11 protein-coding genes are annotated in these 17884 nt (G+C 41.8%); 2 read left to right on the forward strand and 9 right to left on the reverse strand.

Features of this window, described 5'->3' with window-relative positions; translation table 11 throughout:
* Positions 1–28 precede the first annotated feature (28 nt).
* The 9 genes from ACKLNH_RS17050 to ACKLNH_RS17090 all read right to left on the reverse strand — a co-directional run bounded on the left by ACKLNH_RS17050 (position 29) and on the right by ACKLNH_RS17090 (position 13847).
* Positions 29–571 carry a cell division protein ZapC gene (locus ACKLNH_RS17050; RefSeq protein WP_413113463.1) on the reverse strand — a complete coding sequence of 181 codons (543 nt, stop codon included), beginning with the start codon at positions 569–571 and terminating at the stop codon, positions 29–31.
* A gap of 125 nt (positions 572–696) precedes the next feature.
* Positions 697–1707: a quinone-dependent dihydroorotate dehydrogenase gene (gene pyrD / locus ACKLNH_RS17055; RefSeq protein WP_413113464.1), complete on the reverse strand. Its 1011-nt coding sequence runs from the start codon at positions 1705–1707 to the stop codon at positions 697–699.
* Between the two features lie 45 nt (positions 1708–1752).
* On the reverse strand, positions 1753–6579 hold the full coding sequence (locus ACKLNH_RS17060; protein WP_413113465.1) for an NAD-glutamate dehydrogenase: 4827 nt from the start codon (positions 6577–6579) through the stop codon (positions 1753–1755).
* Positions 6580–6758: 179 nt separating this feature from the next.
* Positions 6759–6980 carry a DUF2835 family protein gene (locus ACKLNH_RS17065; RefSeq protein ID WP_413113466.1) on the reverse strand — a complete coding sequence of 74 codons (222 nt, stop codon included), beginning with the start codon at positions 6978–6980 and terminating at the stop codon, positions 6759–6761.
* Positions 6981–7027: 47 nt separating this feature from the next.
* Entirely contained in the window at positions 7028–9640 is a 2613-nt protein-coding gene (gene pepN / locus ACKLNH_RS17070) for an aminopeptidase N (RefSeq protein ID WP_413113467.1), read from the reverse strand.
* A 137-nt stretch (positions 9641–9777) separates the two neighbouring features.
* Positions 9778–10434: a lipocalin-like domain-containing protein gene (locus ACKLNH_RS17075; RefSeq protein WP_413113468.1), complete on the reverse strand. Its 657-nt coding sequence runs from the start codon at positions 10432–10434 to the stop codon at positions 9778–9780.
* Positions 10435–10627: 193 nt separating this feature from the next.
* Entirely contained in the window at positions 10628–12622 is a 1995-nt protein-coding gene (gene prc / locus ACKLNH_RS17080) for a carboxy terminal-processing peptidase (protein ID WP_413113469.1), read from the reverse strand.
* A 17-nt stretch (positions 12623–12639) separates the two neighbouring features.
* On the reverse strand, positions 12640–13281 hold the full coding sequence (gene proQ, locus ACKLNH_RS17085) for an RNA chaperone ProQ (RefSeq protein ID WP_413113470.1): 642 nt from the start codon (positions 13279–13281) through the stop codon (positions 12640–12642).
* Positions 13282–13388: 107 nt separating this feature from the next.
* Positions 13389–13847, reverse strand: a complete 459-nt coding sequence (locus ACKLNH_RS17090) for a GAF domain-containing protein (RefSeq protein WP_413113471.1) — start codon at positions 13845–13847, stop codon at positions 13389–13391.
* Positions 13848–14049: 202 nt separating this feature from the next.
* Here ACKLNH_RS17090 and ACKLNH_RS17095 point away from each other — a divergent pair, with 202 nt between their 5' ends.
* Positions 14050–15258: a PqiA/YebS family transporter subunit gene (locus ACKLNH_RS17095; RefSeq protein ID WP_413113472.1), complete on the forward strand. Its 1209-nt coding sequence runs from the start codon at positions 14050–14052 to the stop codon at positions 15256–15258.
* Entirely contained in the window at positions 15248–17854 is a 2607-nt protein-coding gene (locus ACKLNH_RS17100; protein WP_413113473.1) for a PqiB family protein, read from the forward strand. Before ACKLNH_RS17095 ends, ACKLNH_RS17100 begins: the two co-directional genes overlap by 11 nt.
* Positions 17855–17884: the final 30 nt, after the last annotated feature.

The following is a 17884-nucleotide window of genomic DNA, read 5'->3' on the forward strand; positions in this document are numbered from 1 at the left end:
CTGAAACTAGCAGATAAACATCGATTGATTAGCCAACTTTAGCAAATTGATGTTTTAACTCATCAAAGTAAGCAATATGCATGCGATCATTCATCACCTTAATACAATCACAAAAGCTAAGTGACTTATTGTCGGACATTGCCAATGACTCTAGCGAGGCTAGCATACACAGGCTCGCAGAACCGCTGTTTTCAATAACGACAAAATGCGCTTGTCCATATGCGGTCTCTAAGACAATAACATCCGCTAATTCGGGCACAGACGGCTCTCCTGCCGTTGAAAAGAACCAACTCTTAGGTAGCATAGGCTTATGATAACGATGTGCCGCTATCGCATTAAGGACAAGCTCTGCACGCCTTGGAGCCGATAAAGGCAGATGGGCAATACTATCGTTAAATGTTTGAAATAAAGTGGCGTCTTCAACCGAAAACGGAATTTGACGTGTCGCATCGGGAATGAGATTTTTCGCTGGAATAGCAGTTCTAAACATCATATCACCGCCTAAATCCAGCATCAGCTGTTGGTCTTCAGCGTTATAAAACCAGGTCCATGTATTGTTCGGTTTTAGCATATATTTGCCTTACCTATCCCTGAGTAATGATATGAAGTAGAAAGTTTAAATAGATAAGGTAAATTTTAATAAGCACAAGCGGGGAAATCACTTTCCCCTTTTTCTCGATTTTAATCAAATATTGATTAAATATTATTCACAATATCTTTAACCAGCTTAGGACCATGGTAGATAAAGCCAGTATAAACTTGTACCAACTTGGCTCCCGCTTGAATTTTCTCGCGCGCCGCAACAGCAGAATCAATGCCACCTACCCCAATGATTGGAATTTCTCCATTAAGGGCTTCTGCAAGCTTACGAATGACTTCGGTACTCTTGTTTTGAACAGGACGTCCACTTAAACCACCGGCCTCATCACAATGCTTCATGCCTTTTACTAAGCGGCGATCCAATGTGGTGTTTGTACCAATCACCCCATCCATCTTATGGCGTAGACACGCTTGTGCCACTTGGACAATTTCGTCGTCTTCGAGATCGGGGGCAATTTTTAACGCGACTGGAACATATTTATCATGCTTTTCAGCTAATTCTGTCTGCTTCTCTTTTAATGCCGATAGCAGTTCGTCTAATGCATCACCATACTGCAGAGAGCGTAAATCTGGTGTGTTTGGAGATGAGATATTAACGGCGATATAGCCAGCATGCTCATACACTTTCTCCATACAGATTAGGTAATCATCTTTACCCTTCTCTATCGGCGTATCTTTATTTTTGCCGATATTGATGCCGATAATACCATCGTATTTTGCTTTTTTTACATTTTCGACAAGATTATCAACACCATGGTTATTAAAGCCCATTCGGTTAATAATTCCTTCCGCTTCTAATACGCGAAATAGTCGTGGTTTGTCATTCCCTGGCTGTGGTCTTGGTGTTACTGTTCCAACTTCAATGAAACCAAAGCCCATTGCACCAAACGCATCAATACAATCGCCATCTTTATCTAAGCCTGCCGCTAAACCTACAGGGTTCTTAAAAATAAGCCCCATGGCTTCGACAGGCTTATAAGGAACATTTTGTCGATAAAAGAGATCAAGAGGTGTGCCGGTGAAACGTGAAAAGTTTTTCATGGTTAGATCGTGAGCATGCTCAGGATCCAACTTAAAGATTGCCGCTCTGGCGAGGGGGTATAACATTGCACCTCCAATAAAAAAAGCCCCGTATAAACGGGGCGTTATTATTCACTTATTTGAGCGACAATTCAAATTTAATAACACAAGTTCGCGCATTGCGACTGAAAATTTTGCAAATTCATGCACCGCACCAACACGAAACTCAGCAAGTATACTCTCCCAACGTGCAACAGCGCCCTTATGTCGTTCAATCCAGTCACTGACCACTTCCTCTGGAGTGAGTTCTTCCGGCATGTCAGTCAATATCGCAGCCGTTAATAAGCGTTGCTGCCAATCGAGATCTTCTCTAAATGTGGCTCTTGCTAGTGCCTGCCAGTGATTATCTACACTTTGGTGGTTAATTTGGTCTAAGAACCAATGTAAAGAGAGCTTAGCCCCCATAATAAAGTAGATTCTAGCCACAACAGCAATGTCTTTACCCTGCTCTTCCGCAATTTGCGCAATGTCCATGGCCGAATAAAGACTACTCATTCGCGCAATAGTATTTGCCAACGATTGAGGAACGCCTTGATCCATATATTGTTGTGCATCACGATCATGATCCTCGATCTCACTCGGCACTAAATAACTGCCAATATGATCCTTAAGATCATTTGCGACAGGTTGATAAATCGAAATTTTCTCTTCTATACCTAGCCCATCTTGCGAACGCAATATCCAACGTGTTGCGCGTCGCAACATACGACGGCATTGATAGAGTAACTGGTATTGCAAAGTCGCATCAATACTATTATCGAGGGCACGAATATCCTCAAGCATCTGTTTAAAATGAAAAACTTCACGAGCGACACTATAGGCATTTGCAATAGATATAACATCGGCACCAGTTTCATCATGCATGCGCTGCACGAAGTTGCATCCCATATCGTTGGTCATTTGATTGGCCAAACAGGTGGCAATAATCTCTTTGCGTAACGGATGTTCTTCCATCGCCGCACGATAGACATCTTGCAAATCCGTCGGAAAATATGCGGGAAGCATCCGTGCATAATAAGCATCATTTGCGACAAGTTCTGATGCCAACTGCTCTTTTAGCACCATTTTTCCATAAGCGGTAAGCACAGCATGTTCTGGCCTTGTTAAGCCTAAACCTTGCTTCTCTCTATCTGCTAACGCCTCGTCGTCGGGTATGTACTCTAGTGCCCTATCCATATGGCCTTCCCGCTCTAAGTAATGGATAAAACGATTCAACTCTTTTAACGACTCCACACCACTGATAACGGACACCGAAATGGACTCTGCTTGCCAATAAGCGTCATTAAGGACGATGGCACTCACCTCGTCTTCCATTTTCTCTAGCAGTTGATTACGCTTTTTAACCGTGAGCTCTTGCGCCATAACAAGTGAATTCAGCAAGATTTTTATATTTACTTCATTATCTGAACAATCGACACCACCGACATTATCAATAAAGTCTGTATTAACTCGCCCACCTTGCTTAGCAAACTCAACCCGAGCTAGCTGAGTCATCCCCAAGTTTCCGCCTTCTCCAATAATGGCGGCTCTTACATCACACGCGTCAATACGCAATGCATCGTTTGCCCTATCGCCTACATCGGTATTGGTCTCTTTACGGCTCTTAATATACGTACCGATCCCACCGTTCCAAAGAAGATCCACAGGCATCTTAAGGATCGCATTGATCAACTCGTTGGGTGTCATCGATTGCTTAGATGTTGCTAGCAGTTGCTGTATTTGCTTAGTTAAAGGAATGGATTTGGCACGTCGAGAAAATACACCTCCACCTTCAGATATTAACGAAGGATCATACGCATCCCAACCTGACGCCTGACTACTAAATAACCGCTTCCTCTCTTTATAAGTTTTCGCGGCATCGGGGCAAGGGTCAATAAAGATGTGCAAATGGTTGAAAGCCGCTTGTAGGCAAATATGTTTTGATAACAACATGCCATTACCAAATACATCTCCTCCCATATCGCCAATCGCTACACAGGAAAAGTCAGAAGACTGGCAATCAACACCGATCTCTCGAAAATGGCGCTTCACTGATTCCCACGCACCTTTCGCTGTAATCCCCATTTTCTTGTGGTCGTAACCATTCGAACCACCTGATGCAAACGCGTCGCCCAACCAAAAATCGTACTCCTGAGAAATACTGTTCGCTAAATCAGAAAAAGTGGCCGTACCTTTATCTGCGGCAACAACTAAGTAAGGATCATCATCATCGTGGCGGATCACGTTTTTAGGTGGGACTAATTCACCGTCAATTATATTGTCAGTGAGTTGCAATAGGGATTGAATAAATATGCGGTAGCACCGTTTGCCTTCTTCTAAAATTTCCTGCCTGTCTGTCATTAGTGGCTGCTTCTTACATACAAAGCCTCCCTTGGCCCCAACAGGCACAATCACGGTATTCTTTACTTGCTGCGCTTTTACTAATCCCAATACTTCGGTACGAAAATCCTCACGTCGATCAGACCAACGTAACCCACCTCTCGCCACTTTTCCTCCGCGTAAATGCACGCCTTCAATGTCTGGCGAATAGACAAATATTTCATAAGCTGGAACGGGTGCCGGCATGTCAGGAATCAAGATGGGTTGTAACTTGATCGCCAGTGATTGCTTATTTTCCCCACCGCTATCTTGTTGAAAATAGTTTGTTCTAACCGTCGCCAGCATCAAATTAATATAGCGACGTAATATACGATCATGATCAAGGCTATCGACTCGTTCTAATTGAGAATAAATTTTCGTGACAGCGTCACTAATTAGCTTCTCACTGTTTTTACGCCGAGGATCAAAACGCTGTTTAAAAAGATCGACAAGCTGACGTGCAATGTCTGGCTGGCTATTTACTGTAAACTCAATATAATCGGGACTAAAAGGAAAACCAATTTGACGCATATATTTTGTATACGCTCGAATAATCGTGACTTCTTTACCGGTTAAGCCGGCATTAAGTACCAATTTATTGAACCCGTCATTTTCAAAAATGCCCTGCCAAACCCCTGTTAAGGTTTGTTGAAAACGTCCTCCAACTTCTAACAGATCCAATTTTTGTGTCGCGCTATGTATCATCTCAAAATCGAGTATCCAGAAAACAACGTCATCTGATGTCACTATCTCGTATGGAGCTTCTCCAACAACACGCACCCCTAAATTTTCCAACATTGGCATGACGTCAGAAAGATGAATAGGTTTATTGCGATGAAAGAGTTTAAGTTTAAGTAGTTTTGAATCGCTTCCCTCTTCTTGGGGACGATAAAGCGACATAGCCAGTTGTTTATCATGACCCAGTGTTAACAACTGTTGAATATCAGCCACCGCACTTCCCGGTAACATGTGCTCTTTATAGGAGCGAGGAAACGCTCGAAGAAAACGTGTTGCAATTGGCTTGCCTTCATTTTCACCAAAATGCGCAACCAAGGATTGCTGTAATCTGTCATCCCAAGAACAGGCCGCCTCCATCAAGTTACGCTCTAACAAATTGACATCAACATCAAAATTATTGTTTTCCACACGAACAATGTAGTGAGTGCGTGCGAGTGGGCTTTCCGAAAAGAAGGTGGTGAATTCCACGTTGAGATCAGACCCGAAATACTCTGCCAATATGTCTTGTGTTTTTCTTCTTAGCTCCGTGTTATATCGCTCTTTGGTGGTGTAAACCATGCAAGAGAAAAATCGCCCAAAGGGATCCCTTCTAACAAAAATCTTTAGAAGATCACGATCTTGCATTTTTACTACACCAGTCCCTACTTCTAACATTTCATTTTCAGATGCCTGCAATAATTCATCTCTTGGATATGTCTCTAGTATTATCTTCAATGCCTTCCAAGAGTAAGAATCAGGGGTGTATGAGCTCAACGAGAGAATGCGTTTCACTTTGTCGTTAAGCAAAGGAATATTATCAACACTTTGATGGTACGCTGTCGCCGCATATAGACCAAGGAAGCGATGCTCGCCGGTTACCTCACCCGTCTTATCGAACGTTTTTATGCCGATATAATCCGTATATGCCGGGCGATGAATTTTCGACTTGGTATTGCCTTTGGTTAAAATCAGCAATTGTGGTTTACGCGCTTCTATTCGTGCAGATTCGGCAATAGAGGAGAACTTAACTGGTTTAACACGATCACACCCCGCCAATATACCAAGACCACTGCCTTTAACTGGGGTTAAAAGAAAATCGCCTTCCACTGGCTCTAGTGAGTAGTGATGGTATCCCATAAACGTAAAATTATGTTCACTTACCCACTCTAAGAATGCACTCGCTTCTGCTTTTTCATGCTCGTCAACTGGCGAAAACGAATTCAACAACGATGTTTTCACCTCCATCATTTTCTCTTGCATCGCTTGCCAATCATTAACGACTAAATCGACATCTGCCAAGACAGATTCCAACTCATTCTTAACTGCAAGCATTTGTCTATCATCAACCAGCCTGTCTATTTCAACATGAAATATCGAAAGCAGTGCCCCCGTATCTTCACATACTTTTATGATCTGTCCTGACTTATCACGGCAAAATCGGTGCGGACCGTTTAACATCAAATGGCTAGTAATTTCCATTCTTGTTAATGCCATTCGAACGGACTCAACAAGAAAGGGTCGATCTGCGCAAACTATTTCAATAACAGTGTGTGTCGACTGCCATCCGTGTAGATCCAATGTTGGGTTAAATACACGTACCGAAATTTCATTGTTCTGGTTATCATTCAAGTGTTGCCACAAACTAATAACCGCACCATAAAGGTCGCTCTCGTTACGTTGAGAGAGATCATTATCATCCAGTTGCGTTAATAATTTCTGTGCGAGTGTTTGAACAAGCTGATAAGTGGGAGAGTCTACTTTTTCTTGAATCAAATGATAGACTTTTTCGAGTAATACGGGAACAATGGCGGCCATAACTAGCATTCCAAGCAATTGATATACAACTAGTATAGAAAAAATTTGCTTTAGAATGACGATGGGCAACAACAAACATGCACCATATCACAACAAATAGCAAAGCATCGCGCGTTAAACTTTGCTAAGGTTTTGGTTGCTCAAGTTTCTATCCCCCTTTGCGGTAGATACATTATTGAGCGAACGGATTAGTCCAACTTGCTTATTTGCTTTATCTTATTGTTTTCATCAATAATAACGGTAAATCGACCGTTTATACCACAATGTTTCAAATATGGACGAAAACGATTAGCTGGTAATTGGAGGCGTGGCCCTTGCTCAGATTGAATAACAAGCGATGATGCTGCCCCCATATAGTGCGTTAAAAACGTTTGATACGGTATCGCGACCCTAAAGGTAAAACTTCTCATAAATAATGAAAGGCGCAATATAAAATTGCGCCTTGAAACTCCAATTTCTATTTCTGTGCTAGCGCTTTGGATATTTTCTCAAACAGATCTTTCGCTAATCCATCTAATTGAGATAACTGAGTTAAAGCTTGGCGCATCAACCGTTCTCTATCACTATCATAGCATTTTAGTTTTAACAGGGGATCGATCAGACGAGCTGCCACTTGAGGATTAACGCTGTTTAACTCAGTGAGAATCTCCACCAAGAACTGATACCCTTTTCCACTACGATCATGAAAACGCAAGGGGTTCTGGGAACAAAAAGCACCGACTAAGCTACGACACCGGTTAGGGTTCTTAATGTTAAATGCAGGGTGATTCATCGCCTCTTTCACATTTTCTAACGCATTATCGGCCGGATTGTTACCCTGTAACACAAACCATTTATCCATCACCAAACCATCATGTTGCCATTTCGCACTAAAGTCGTTCATTAACTCTTCACGACAGGCAAGCTTTCCATGATTTGCGGCATTAAGTGCTGCCATTACATCCGTCATATTATTGGCAGATTGATACTGTTCAGAGACAAGCGCTTCCGCTTCCGGCACCAAAGCTAAATACCTTAAGCATCGATTACGAAGTGCACGCTTGCCCATTGAGGTATGTTCGTTATCATAACTTTGTTGCATTAATTGATGGTACGTTTCTTTAAACGTTTCTTTTAGTTCAACCGATAGCGTTTTCTCTACAAATCGAATAGCGGCAGCAATCGCTTCAACATCAGCAGACTCAAACCAACCCGCTACTTCTAATTCAGTGGGCAGCGTGAGCATCTCTGCAATAAATGCGCTATCAAGCGTTTTATTGGTTAAAACAGATTCGAAGGCTGCAATAACGGCCAGACTAATCTCAAAAGGCTGCTGTTGTTGGATCAACTGAATATTGCGACGTATATACTTCGCTAATAGCATTTGACCTGCATCCCATTGAGCAAAAGCATCTTTGGCATGTACCATTAAGAAAACTAACTCTTCATCGCTGTAATCATATTGCAATTTAACAGGCGCTGAGAACTCTCTTAGAGCTGAAAGTACTGGCTTTTCAGTAATTCCTTCAAATGAATAGGTCTGTTTTTGTTCTGTCAGATTCAAAACATGACCAACAGAACGCTGATTTATCACCAAGGGGAATACTTTGCCATTAGAGGCATAGAGTTCAACACTAAAAGGAATGTGAAGCGGCAGCTTTTCATGTTGATCTGCCGTTTCTGCTGTTCGCTGTGACAGCGTAACATTAAAGATTTGTTTCTTTTCATCATACTGAGTTGCGATCGTTACTTCTGGAGTTCCAGACTGACTGTACCAACGTTTAAACTGAGTCAGATCGATACCTGAAGCATCTTGCATCGCATTCACAAAATCATCGCATGTCGCTGCCGTGCCATCATAACGCTCGAAATACAATTTCATACCAGCTTGAAAGTTAGACTCGCCCAACAACGAGTGTATCATTCGAATCACTTCACTGCCCTTTTCATACACAGTGAGAGTGTAAAAGTTATTCATCTCAATAACTTTGTCCGGACGAATTGGATGTGCCATCGGCCCTGCATCTTCAGCAAATTGCGGGCCTCGCATAATCCGCACATTATTAATACGATTAACGGCACGAGAACCCAAATCCGAAGAAAATTCTTGGTCTCTAAAGACGGTCAAGCCCTCTTTCAAACTTAATTGAAACCAATCTCGACAAGTCACTCGGTTGCCAGTCCAATTATGGAAATACTCATGCCCAATTACTGCTTCAATACCTAAGTAGTCAGTATCTGTCGCTGTTTCTGGTTTTGCCAAAACGAACTTAGAATTGAAAACATTCAGCCCCTTATTTTCCATTGCGCCCATATTAAAAAAATCAACAGCGACAATCATATAAATATCAAGGTCGTATTCGAGATTGAATCGCTCTTCATCCCATTTCATTGCACGCTTAAGTGACAGCATTGCATGATCAGTTCGATCTAAGTTTCCTTTATCAACATAAATCTCTAGCGATACATTTCGACCGCTTTGAGTTACAAAGGTATCTTTTAATACATCAAAGTCACCAGCGACAAGAGCAAACAAATAACTTGGCTTTGGAAATGGGTCATTCCATTCTACCCAATGACGTCCATCATCCAGTTCACCATCACTAACTCGATTACCATTACTTAATAACGCTGGATATTTTTTACTCGCAATAACTTTTGTTGTAAACACTGCCAAGTTGTCAGGGCGATCCAAATAGTAAGTAATTCTTCGAAAACCTTCTGCTTCACACTGGGTGCAGAACGCCCCTTCTGATAAATATAAACCTTCAAGGCTTGTATTGTTTTGTGGATTAATTTCAGTTTCAATACGAAGTTCAAAGTTGTCTGGAACTGAGTTAATGCATAGCCCAGATTCATGAACCACATAGTCGCTATAATCTAGACCATCAATCTGTAGTTTTTTAAGCGTTAATGATTCACCGTGTAGTTGTAGCTTTTGGTCACTAGTCAGATTCTGTTTTGTGACTTGGCTAATCGCCACAACATAGGTTTTTGTCTCATGCAACTCAAAAGTAAGATGAATATCAGTAATCTGAAAGTCTGCTGGCTTATAATCTTTACGATACTTCGCTGTTGGTTTATCGACCATTCTTTCATTCCTTTTATACGGCTATTTTCCAATTTCAACTAGCATCTATTATTGTGTTTTTGCTGATAAACTCAATCATTTATTCTTGGTTAATAAAAAAGCCCAGCATTGCTGAGCTTGTTTGAGTAGTTTTTAGATCACTGACGCTGGAAGATAGCTTCCATACCAAATTGATCATTTTTCAGCGTCAAAGTATCAGAAATAAGTGAATAGCGACTATCATGCTGCCCATCTTCGTAAATCAACACAATATGATCATCTTCAATATAGTAAACCCCACGCTGCTCATTTGATTTGCCATTTTTGCCATGAATCATCAATGAAAACAAAAAGTCAGGGCGAAGATTGATTGCTAACCGCTCAACATTGTTAGCAACGTCAGTACCTACAACACTAGAGCTAATCCATTCTCCGGGTAAGTTCTCCGGCGCTAATTTAGTAAAGCGTGCTCCATCGAGTAAAAACTGATTGTAACTCAACTTATAATCATGCATCTGAGTTGGATGTCCATCTGCCATCATCGCCAATTTGTCTTCATCAATATTGTACTTACCTTTCCAACCATCTATCTGACCATCAATTCGTAACAGCCTTACAATATAGTCATAGTCTGAAGAAAACTGAATATGCATTGCGCGATACTGCTTTCCTTGACTTTGAATACCATCTTCACTCGGACTAAACCAGTACCAGTCACCAATCAGTAACGGGTAGTCAAACTCTGTTAGATCTTCAGCAGTAAGGCTAAATGAACACAGAATTATAAAAAGGGCAGAAAAAAAACGCTTAACCATAAAACATCCCCCATGGCGGCCTATCTAATAACCATAGAGCTTAGTCAGGAATTCTTCTAGCACAATAATGAGAATGACAATAATTTTCACCGCAAATTATTAATGTCACTAAGATTACTCTGATAGTAACTGTTTGAAAAAACAAAAAAGGCAGCCAAAATGGCTGCCTTTTCCAACGAACACATTAACTCACTCAAACCTGTAACAGATCTAGTGTAATTCGTGCCGCTTCATCTAAGTAAACATCCGGAACTTCATAATCCTTTGGCACATCATCCAACGACTCAAAAGCATCTTCTCCCAATGCTTTTTGACGAAGGTTTAGTCTGTCTAAGCGCGCTTTATCTTCTTGCTCTTGCTCCTCAATGCGCTTTTGATAACTCAGTGCAATCGTATTACGATCTTTATCTGTCTGGTATTTAGCGATATCTTCAAGAATAAAACCAAATTCCATGCTATTTTCAATTCTAGCTAAATGCTGTTGTGCTAACTGTTGAATCGCCGCAGACTTGTCTTTGACCATTTTGTACTGCGCAGGCTCAATACTATCCCATGGTAACGCATTATCTTCGACGCTTTCGCCCGTCTCAGCAGCATCAACCGCCGTTGGGAATGGAATGTCTGGCACTACACCTAAATGTTGTGTACTTCCACCATTTATTCGATAAAACTTCTGAATGGTATACTGTACATGACCCAACGCATTATCGAACAAATCATAAATATGATTCAACGAACGATGTTGCTGTACCGTTCCTTTACCAAAAGATTGCTCGCCAACAATAACAGCTCTACCATAATCTTGCATTGCTGCAGCAAAAATCTCTGATGCCGAGGCACTATAACGGTTAATCAATACGGTCATTGGGCCATCAAAGTAAATGTGTTGATCCGAATCCCCATTAACCTTAACGCGTCCATAGCTATCCCGAACTTGTACAACTGGACCAGCTTTTATAAACAAACCAGTCAGTGCTGTCGCTTCAGTTAACGCACCGCCACCGTTGTTGCGCAAGTCAATAACTAGGCCATCGATGTTGTCTTTATTAAGTTTTGCTAACTCTTTTTTTGTATCTTCACTTAATCCGACGTAAAAGCTGGGGATCTCAATCACCCCTACACTCATGTCACCGAATTCTAGCACCTCTGACTTTGCAGCCCGATCTTCAAGGCGAATTTTATCTCTAACTATTTTTACAGAATAACTTTTGGCATTTGGTCCTTCTGGAAGAATTTCCAAAATAACTTCGCTACCTTTGGGGCCTTTAATTAACTGAACAACGTCATCCAAACGCCAACCGATAACATCGACCACTTTATCGTCTTTTTGCCCAACGCCAATAATTCTATCACCTGGAGACAGCTGCTTAGAACCTGATGCTGGTCCACCAGCGACTAATGAACGAATAACAGTATATTCATCTTCCGTTTGTAAAACTGCACCAATACCTTCAAGTGACAAATTCATCTCTGATTGAAATTGCTCTGCATTTCGAGGAGAGAGATAGCTGGTATGCGGGTCGACTTCCCTTGCGAATGCATTCATATAAAGTTGAAATACATCCTCATTATTGGTCTGAATCAGGCGTTTAATGGCATTATTATACCGCTTAGACAGTGTCTCTTTAGTTTCATCCCAATTTTTACCTGCCAGTTTGAGATTAAGCGCATCATACTTAACTCTTGATTGCCAAATAGCATTCAATTCATTTTGGTCAGCAGGCCAAGGGGAGTCACTACGATCAACAACAAACTCGTCGTCCAATGTAAAATCGAACGGTTCTTCAAGCAAACTTAGCGCATACTCAAAACGTTCGAAACGCTTGATCAATACAGTATTGAAAATATCATAAGCTGCGATCGAATCGCCAGAGCGCAATAAGTCATCAAACTTGTCTTCCCAACGAGCAAGCTGTTCAATATCACTTTGGATCAGAAAGCTTTTGTTGTAATCAAGCATACTTAGATAACGCTCAAAGATAGCTTGAGAAAATGCATCATCTAATTTGAACTGTTTATAGTGGGAACGAGTGAAACGCGAGGTAACACGTTTACTGGCAGTTGCATGTTGCTTTTCAGCATGCAAATGAGGCACATCTTCGATCGAGTAGGAACTATCTAGTGCCTGAGAAGTTGCTGCCAGAAACATACTGGCAGCAATTATTGAAAAGCGGTATCGACATTTCATGCGTCGAGTGTTCTCCTTTACGAACGAAGGTGATCCGCTTTAACCAACATAGTAAGACCATTAGTCAAACGGACTCGTACTTCGTCCTTATTAACTTCAACAATGGATGCAGGCATATTGCCGGTACCCATATTTACGTTCACCTGCTTACCAACTTGAATTTCATCTGCTGATAGCTGACGAGTTTCAACGACAGGTTTTTCATTTAGTTTAGTCGTTTTTTTCTTATTGTTTCTAGGTTTAGCAGAATTTGCACGAACTTTCTGCTCTTTTTTATCTTGAGCTGCTGCTTTTTTCTCTTTCACTGCCTGCTCTTTGCGACGCTCACGTACACGGGCCTTACTTTCAGCCAATGCTTGCTTCGCATGCTCAACGTGTTCTTGCTCTAGCTCGTCACCTTCAACACCATCAAGATCAATACGTTTCGCGCCGACTTTTACCCCGTGTAGGTAACGCCATGAAGAAGTGTACTGGCGAAGTGCTGCACGTAACTGTGTTTTACTTACTTTAGGGTCGTCATTTAAACGCTCTGCCAAGTCTTGGAAGATACCAATTTTCAGAGGTTTTGCTTCGCCTTCCAGCGTGAAACATTTAGGGAAACGTTCAGCAATATACGCGATAATTTCTTTGCTGTTCGTTAGCTTTTCAGTGTTATCCATGAATATTCTCAAAAGGTGCAAACTAAACGCTTGCAGGTTGTACAATACAAAATATGATGCTGGCTATTATAGTGTGCTCTATACGAAAAACCACCTTTGAATCGACGTTAGAGATGTTTTTGTACAGTTTCAATGAAATATACCAAGCCAATCTCATCCTCTTGACCAAATCTTGACAATTCGGGACTATCAATATCCAAGACACCAATGCATTGCTCATTGACATAAAGTGGGATGACTATTTCGGAATTACTCGCAGCATCACAAGCAATATGACCATCAAACTGATGCACATCATCAATTCTTTGCACACTCTTACTCGACACTGCAGTACCACATACACCTTTGCCGACAGGAATTTTAATACACGCAGGCTTCCCTTGAAACGGGCCAAGCTCCAACATGTCACCCTTTAGCAAATAGAACCCAACCCAGTTAGTACGATCTAGCGCCATATTAAGTAACGCACTTAAATTAGCTAAGTTACTAATTCGATTATCTACGCCATCAACTAGTCCTAATGCTTGTTTCGTCAGTTGCTGATAAAAGCTAGACACCTTTCCCATACGCTTCTCTTACTTCCCTTACCCGTTACTCTAACCACGTAAACCAGAAGTACTTAGCCTACAGGAATCAAAATGAAAGCATAAGGCATTTATCAAACAACGCCCGGTGGTTAGACCTGCTATTGGACTATTTTTGTAACACATTGAGACTAAATGGTTTTATACTACATGCATTACGGTTATTACGAAGCGATTTAATACTGTGCCATGGTTAAAGCAACAAACCATTATATGTACTGGTTGTAACATGACACTGACTCAACGCCAGATGGATGAACAGCTCAGTAGCTACTGTCCACGTTGTGAAACTCAATTGCATAAAGGAGGCGTTCTTTCACTTAATGCCGAACTGGCAATTGTTTTTGCCTGTTTAATATTATTGGTTCCTCTCCATGTTTTTCCTTTAATTACGATAAATCTCTTCGACGTTGATATCCCAGCGACTTTATTAGATGGCGTAAAACAACTCTTTGATAGTGGCTCGCCTTTGGTCGCTGGGCTGGTTTTCTTTTGCGGTTCTTTAGCGCCAACACTTTTCATTTTGATAACACTGGCCATTCATCTCAGCTTAAAGAAAGAACATTTCGTTATCTTTTCATCCGCCATGCGTGCAAGAAAGTTACTAATGCCTTGGGTAATGATAGATGTCTACCTGGTCAGCCTCGCTGTTTCCTGTTTTAAAATTCGTGACTATGCCAGCATTCAATTTGATGTCGCACTATACGCACTAGTTACAGCGCAGATTTTACTGATCCTATTACTGAGCCGGACGCACAATCAACGCTATTGGCATGCGTGGGCACCGTTAAATCATAATGAAGGACGCTTATCAACATCGCTTGTTCATTGCAGTAACTGTGAACTAACTCAACGTATTACTGCTGATTGCATTCGCTGCAAACGCAAAATAACGAAACCCAACACACTGAGCCTACAACGCTGTTGGGCTTACTTGATCACCGCGACATGTTTTCTACTTCCAGCCAACCTTTACCCCATATCAATACTGATCACGAATGGGCAACAATTAGAAGACACTATCCTCTCTGGGATTTTATCCCTCATTCGCAGTGATATGACGTTTATCGCTGCGATTATTTTTACCGCCAGTATACTGGTACCACTGCTTAAAGTTATCGTTCTGTTTTACCTATTACTCTGCATCCATTTCAAAAGCCAACGTTGGCTCTTGCTACGTATGAAGCTACATCGCATCGTGCATTGGATAGGCAAATGGTCCGTACTCGATCTTTTCGTTATCGCTATCATGATGACATTATTAGATCGAGGTCAGCTACTCGATTTTACACCAGGACCAGGCGCAATCGCCTTTGCCGTGGTGGTAGTAACAACCATGCTTGCAACTGAAGCCTTAGACTCTCGTTTATTTTGGATTCGCCATGAACAATGATCAGCACCCAAACACCGACATTCGTAATGACCGCTCGATATCTCCTCTCTGGATATTGCCTCTTCTCTCATTGGTGCTAGCAGCATGGTTAATTTATGGCGCAATTAATGATGCAGGTACACGAATCACCATTGAATTTAAATCAGCTCAAGGGCTAACCCCTGGCCGAACGCCAATAAAGTACAAAGGCTTAGATATTGGTATGGTGAAAAAAGTCGCCCTAGCTGAAAATATGAACGGCATCTCCGTTGTTGCTGATATTTATCCCAATGCTCAACATACACTGCGCGATGACACACTCTTTTGGTTAGTTAAACCACAAGCAACCATAGAAGGCATCAGTGGGCTTGATGCGCTAGTAGCGGGTAACTATATTGCACTGCAGCCAGGCCAAGCCGCTAATCAAGCAACGCTATTTAAAGCTCTCGATAACGCGCCGATTGATGTCACTGAAGGTCTACCGATCAGGCTAACTACAGACAACCTTAAAGGCATCACTAATGGATCTAAAATCTATTATCGCCGCATCCCCGTTGGCGCGGTACATCACCATCGACTAAGCGAAGATAATCAATCGGTGGTCATAGATGCAGTCATACATTCACCTTATGAAGATCTCGTAAAAGAAAACTCTCACTTTTGGAATATTAGTGGTATCTCTACACAAATTGATACCGCTGGAATAGATATTAAACTGGAAGGACTCTCAGCTTTAGTGCTCGGTGGGATTGCTTTTGACTCCCCCCCTAACGGCAAGGGTGCAACGGACTCAACCTTTGTGCTCTACCCTGATATTCAAGCCGCAGGAAGAGGCGTCAGCATCTCTATCGAACTGCCTCAAGGGCGTCAGGTTAAGCAAGATACTATCGTCTATCAAAACGTTCCTATTGGCAAATTGACTGAGCGACGTTTTAATCCCGTTTCCAACCATGTTGTCGCAAACGGCGTTATTGATGCAGAGTTTTCTCACCTGTTAACCAATAACAGTTATTTCTTAATTGAAGAAGCTGAGTTGTCATTTCAGCACTCAAAAAATATCAGTAATCTGATTTTTGGTGATTTTCTGCACCTTATCGCTAGTGAAAATGAAGGTGAACCGAGCACCCATTTTATCGCAGCATCACACGAAGACTTGTTCTTTGATAACCCAGAACATATTGAAGTTACACTCTACTCAGACAACACCTTTGGTGTCAGCAGAGGCACTGCTGTAAAGCATCGCGGTATTAACGTCGGTCAAGTCAAGAGCAGTCATCTGGATAATAATCGCATTAAAACAGTATTGGTCATCGATAACCGCTATGCGCACTTGCTAAGAAAAGATAACCAATTTTACGTTGATAGCGGATTACAAGCTTCACTAACCGCAGATGGCGTAAATGTTGACATACTTCCTTTTCATCGCCTTATTCAGGTTTCTCTCTCCTTTACATCAAAAGGAGCTCAGGGGCTTGCTGCACACTATCAACTCTATCCAACCAAGCAAGCTGCGACGACAGCATCAAACAATCAATATGGTACGACGCGCTATCAAGTTATTCATAAAAAAAAGCCGGGATTTGATGCGGGCAGCCCTGTTTTTTACCGAGACATTAAAGTTGGGAAAATCAGCGAATATGTGGTGAATGGTGACAACGTTATTATTTCTCTCGATATCAATAATGCCTATACCTACCTAATTGATGACCAAACGATCTTCTGGAACTACTCTGGTGTCACGATTAATGCAGGCTTAACTGGCTTTAATATTGAAGCTGGCCCTGTACAAACCTTATTAAATGGCGGAATTGCATTTGATAAACACCCTAATACACAAAACAAACAGCAAGGCTACTTCCGGCTATTTGATACTGAACAGCAAGCCAGACAAGCAGGGATTGAAATCACCTTTACTGCACAGGATGGTAAGGCGATATCCCGCTCAACACCGATTCGCTACCACGGCGTCACCGTGGGAGAAGTACTCCATGTTGAACCCAATTTTGCACAAGGAAATATTCAAATCAACGCCACCATCTACCCTGAATACAGTAAAACCGTGGCACAAAAGGATAGTTATTTTTGGCTGGTAAAACCAAAACTCAGCCTCACTCAGTCTGAAAACCTGGAATCTTTACTCACCACCTATATCGCTGTACAGCCCGGCAGTTCAGGAGACAGTGCACAACAATTTCAACTCAACGAAAGAGCCTATCAGCAAAAAGGGGTTTCTTTGAATTTACAAGCGCACAGCACCTATGACATTAGTATTGGTTCACCGGTACTTTATCGGCAGCTACAAGTTGGCGAAGTAAGCAGTGTCGAACTTGGTCAGCTATCTGATCGCATTGATATCGGCATTACGATTTATACCCCTTACCAACACTTGGTAAGAAGCAATACTCGCTTCTGGAATCAATCCGGACTCGAAGTCAATATTGGTTTAACCGGGGCATCCGTTCAGGCGGGTACGCTCAACTCCATTATTAAAGGTGGCATCTCATTTGCTACCCCTCCGGGTCCATTAAAGGCGCAAGCAGATAACCTTAGCCCTTTCTTCCTTCATGAAGCCGCCGATCCAACATGGATGACATGGAACCCAGCCATTCCTCGTTAAACAACAATATTGGAACGCTTCTGTACGTTG

This window comes from Thaumasiovibrio clandestinus (assembly GCF_047250365.1).
Taxonomy (GTDB): Bacteria; Pseudomonadota; Gammaproteobacteria; order Enterobacterales; family Vibrionaceae; genus Thaumasiovibrio.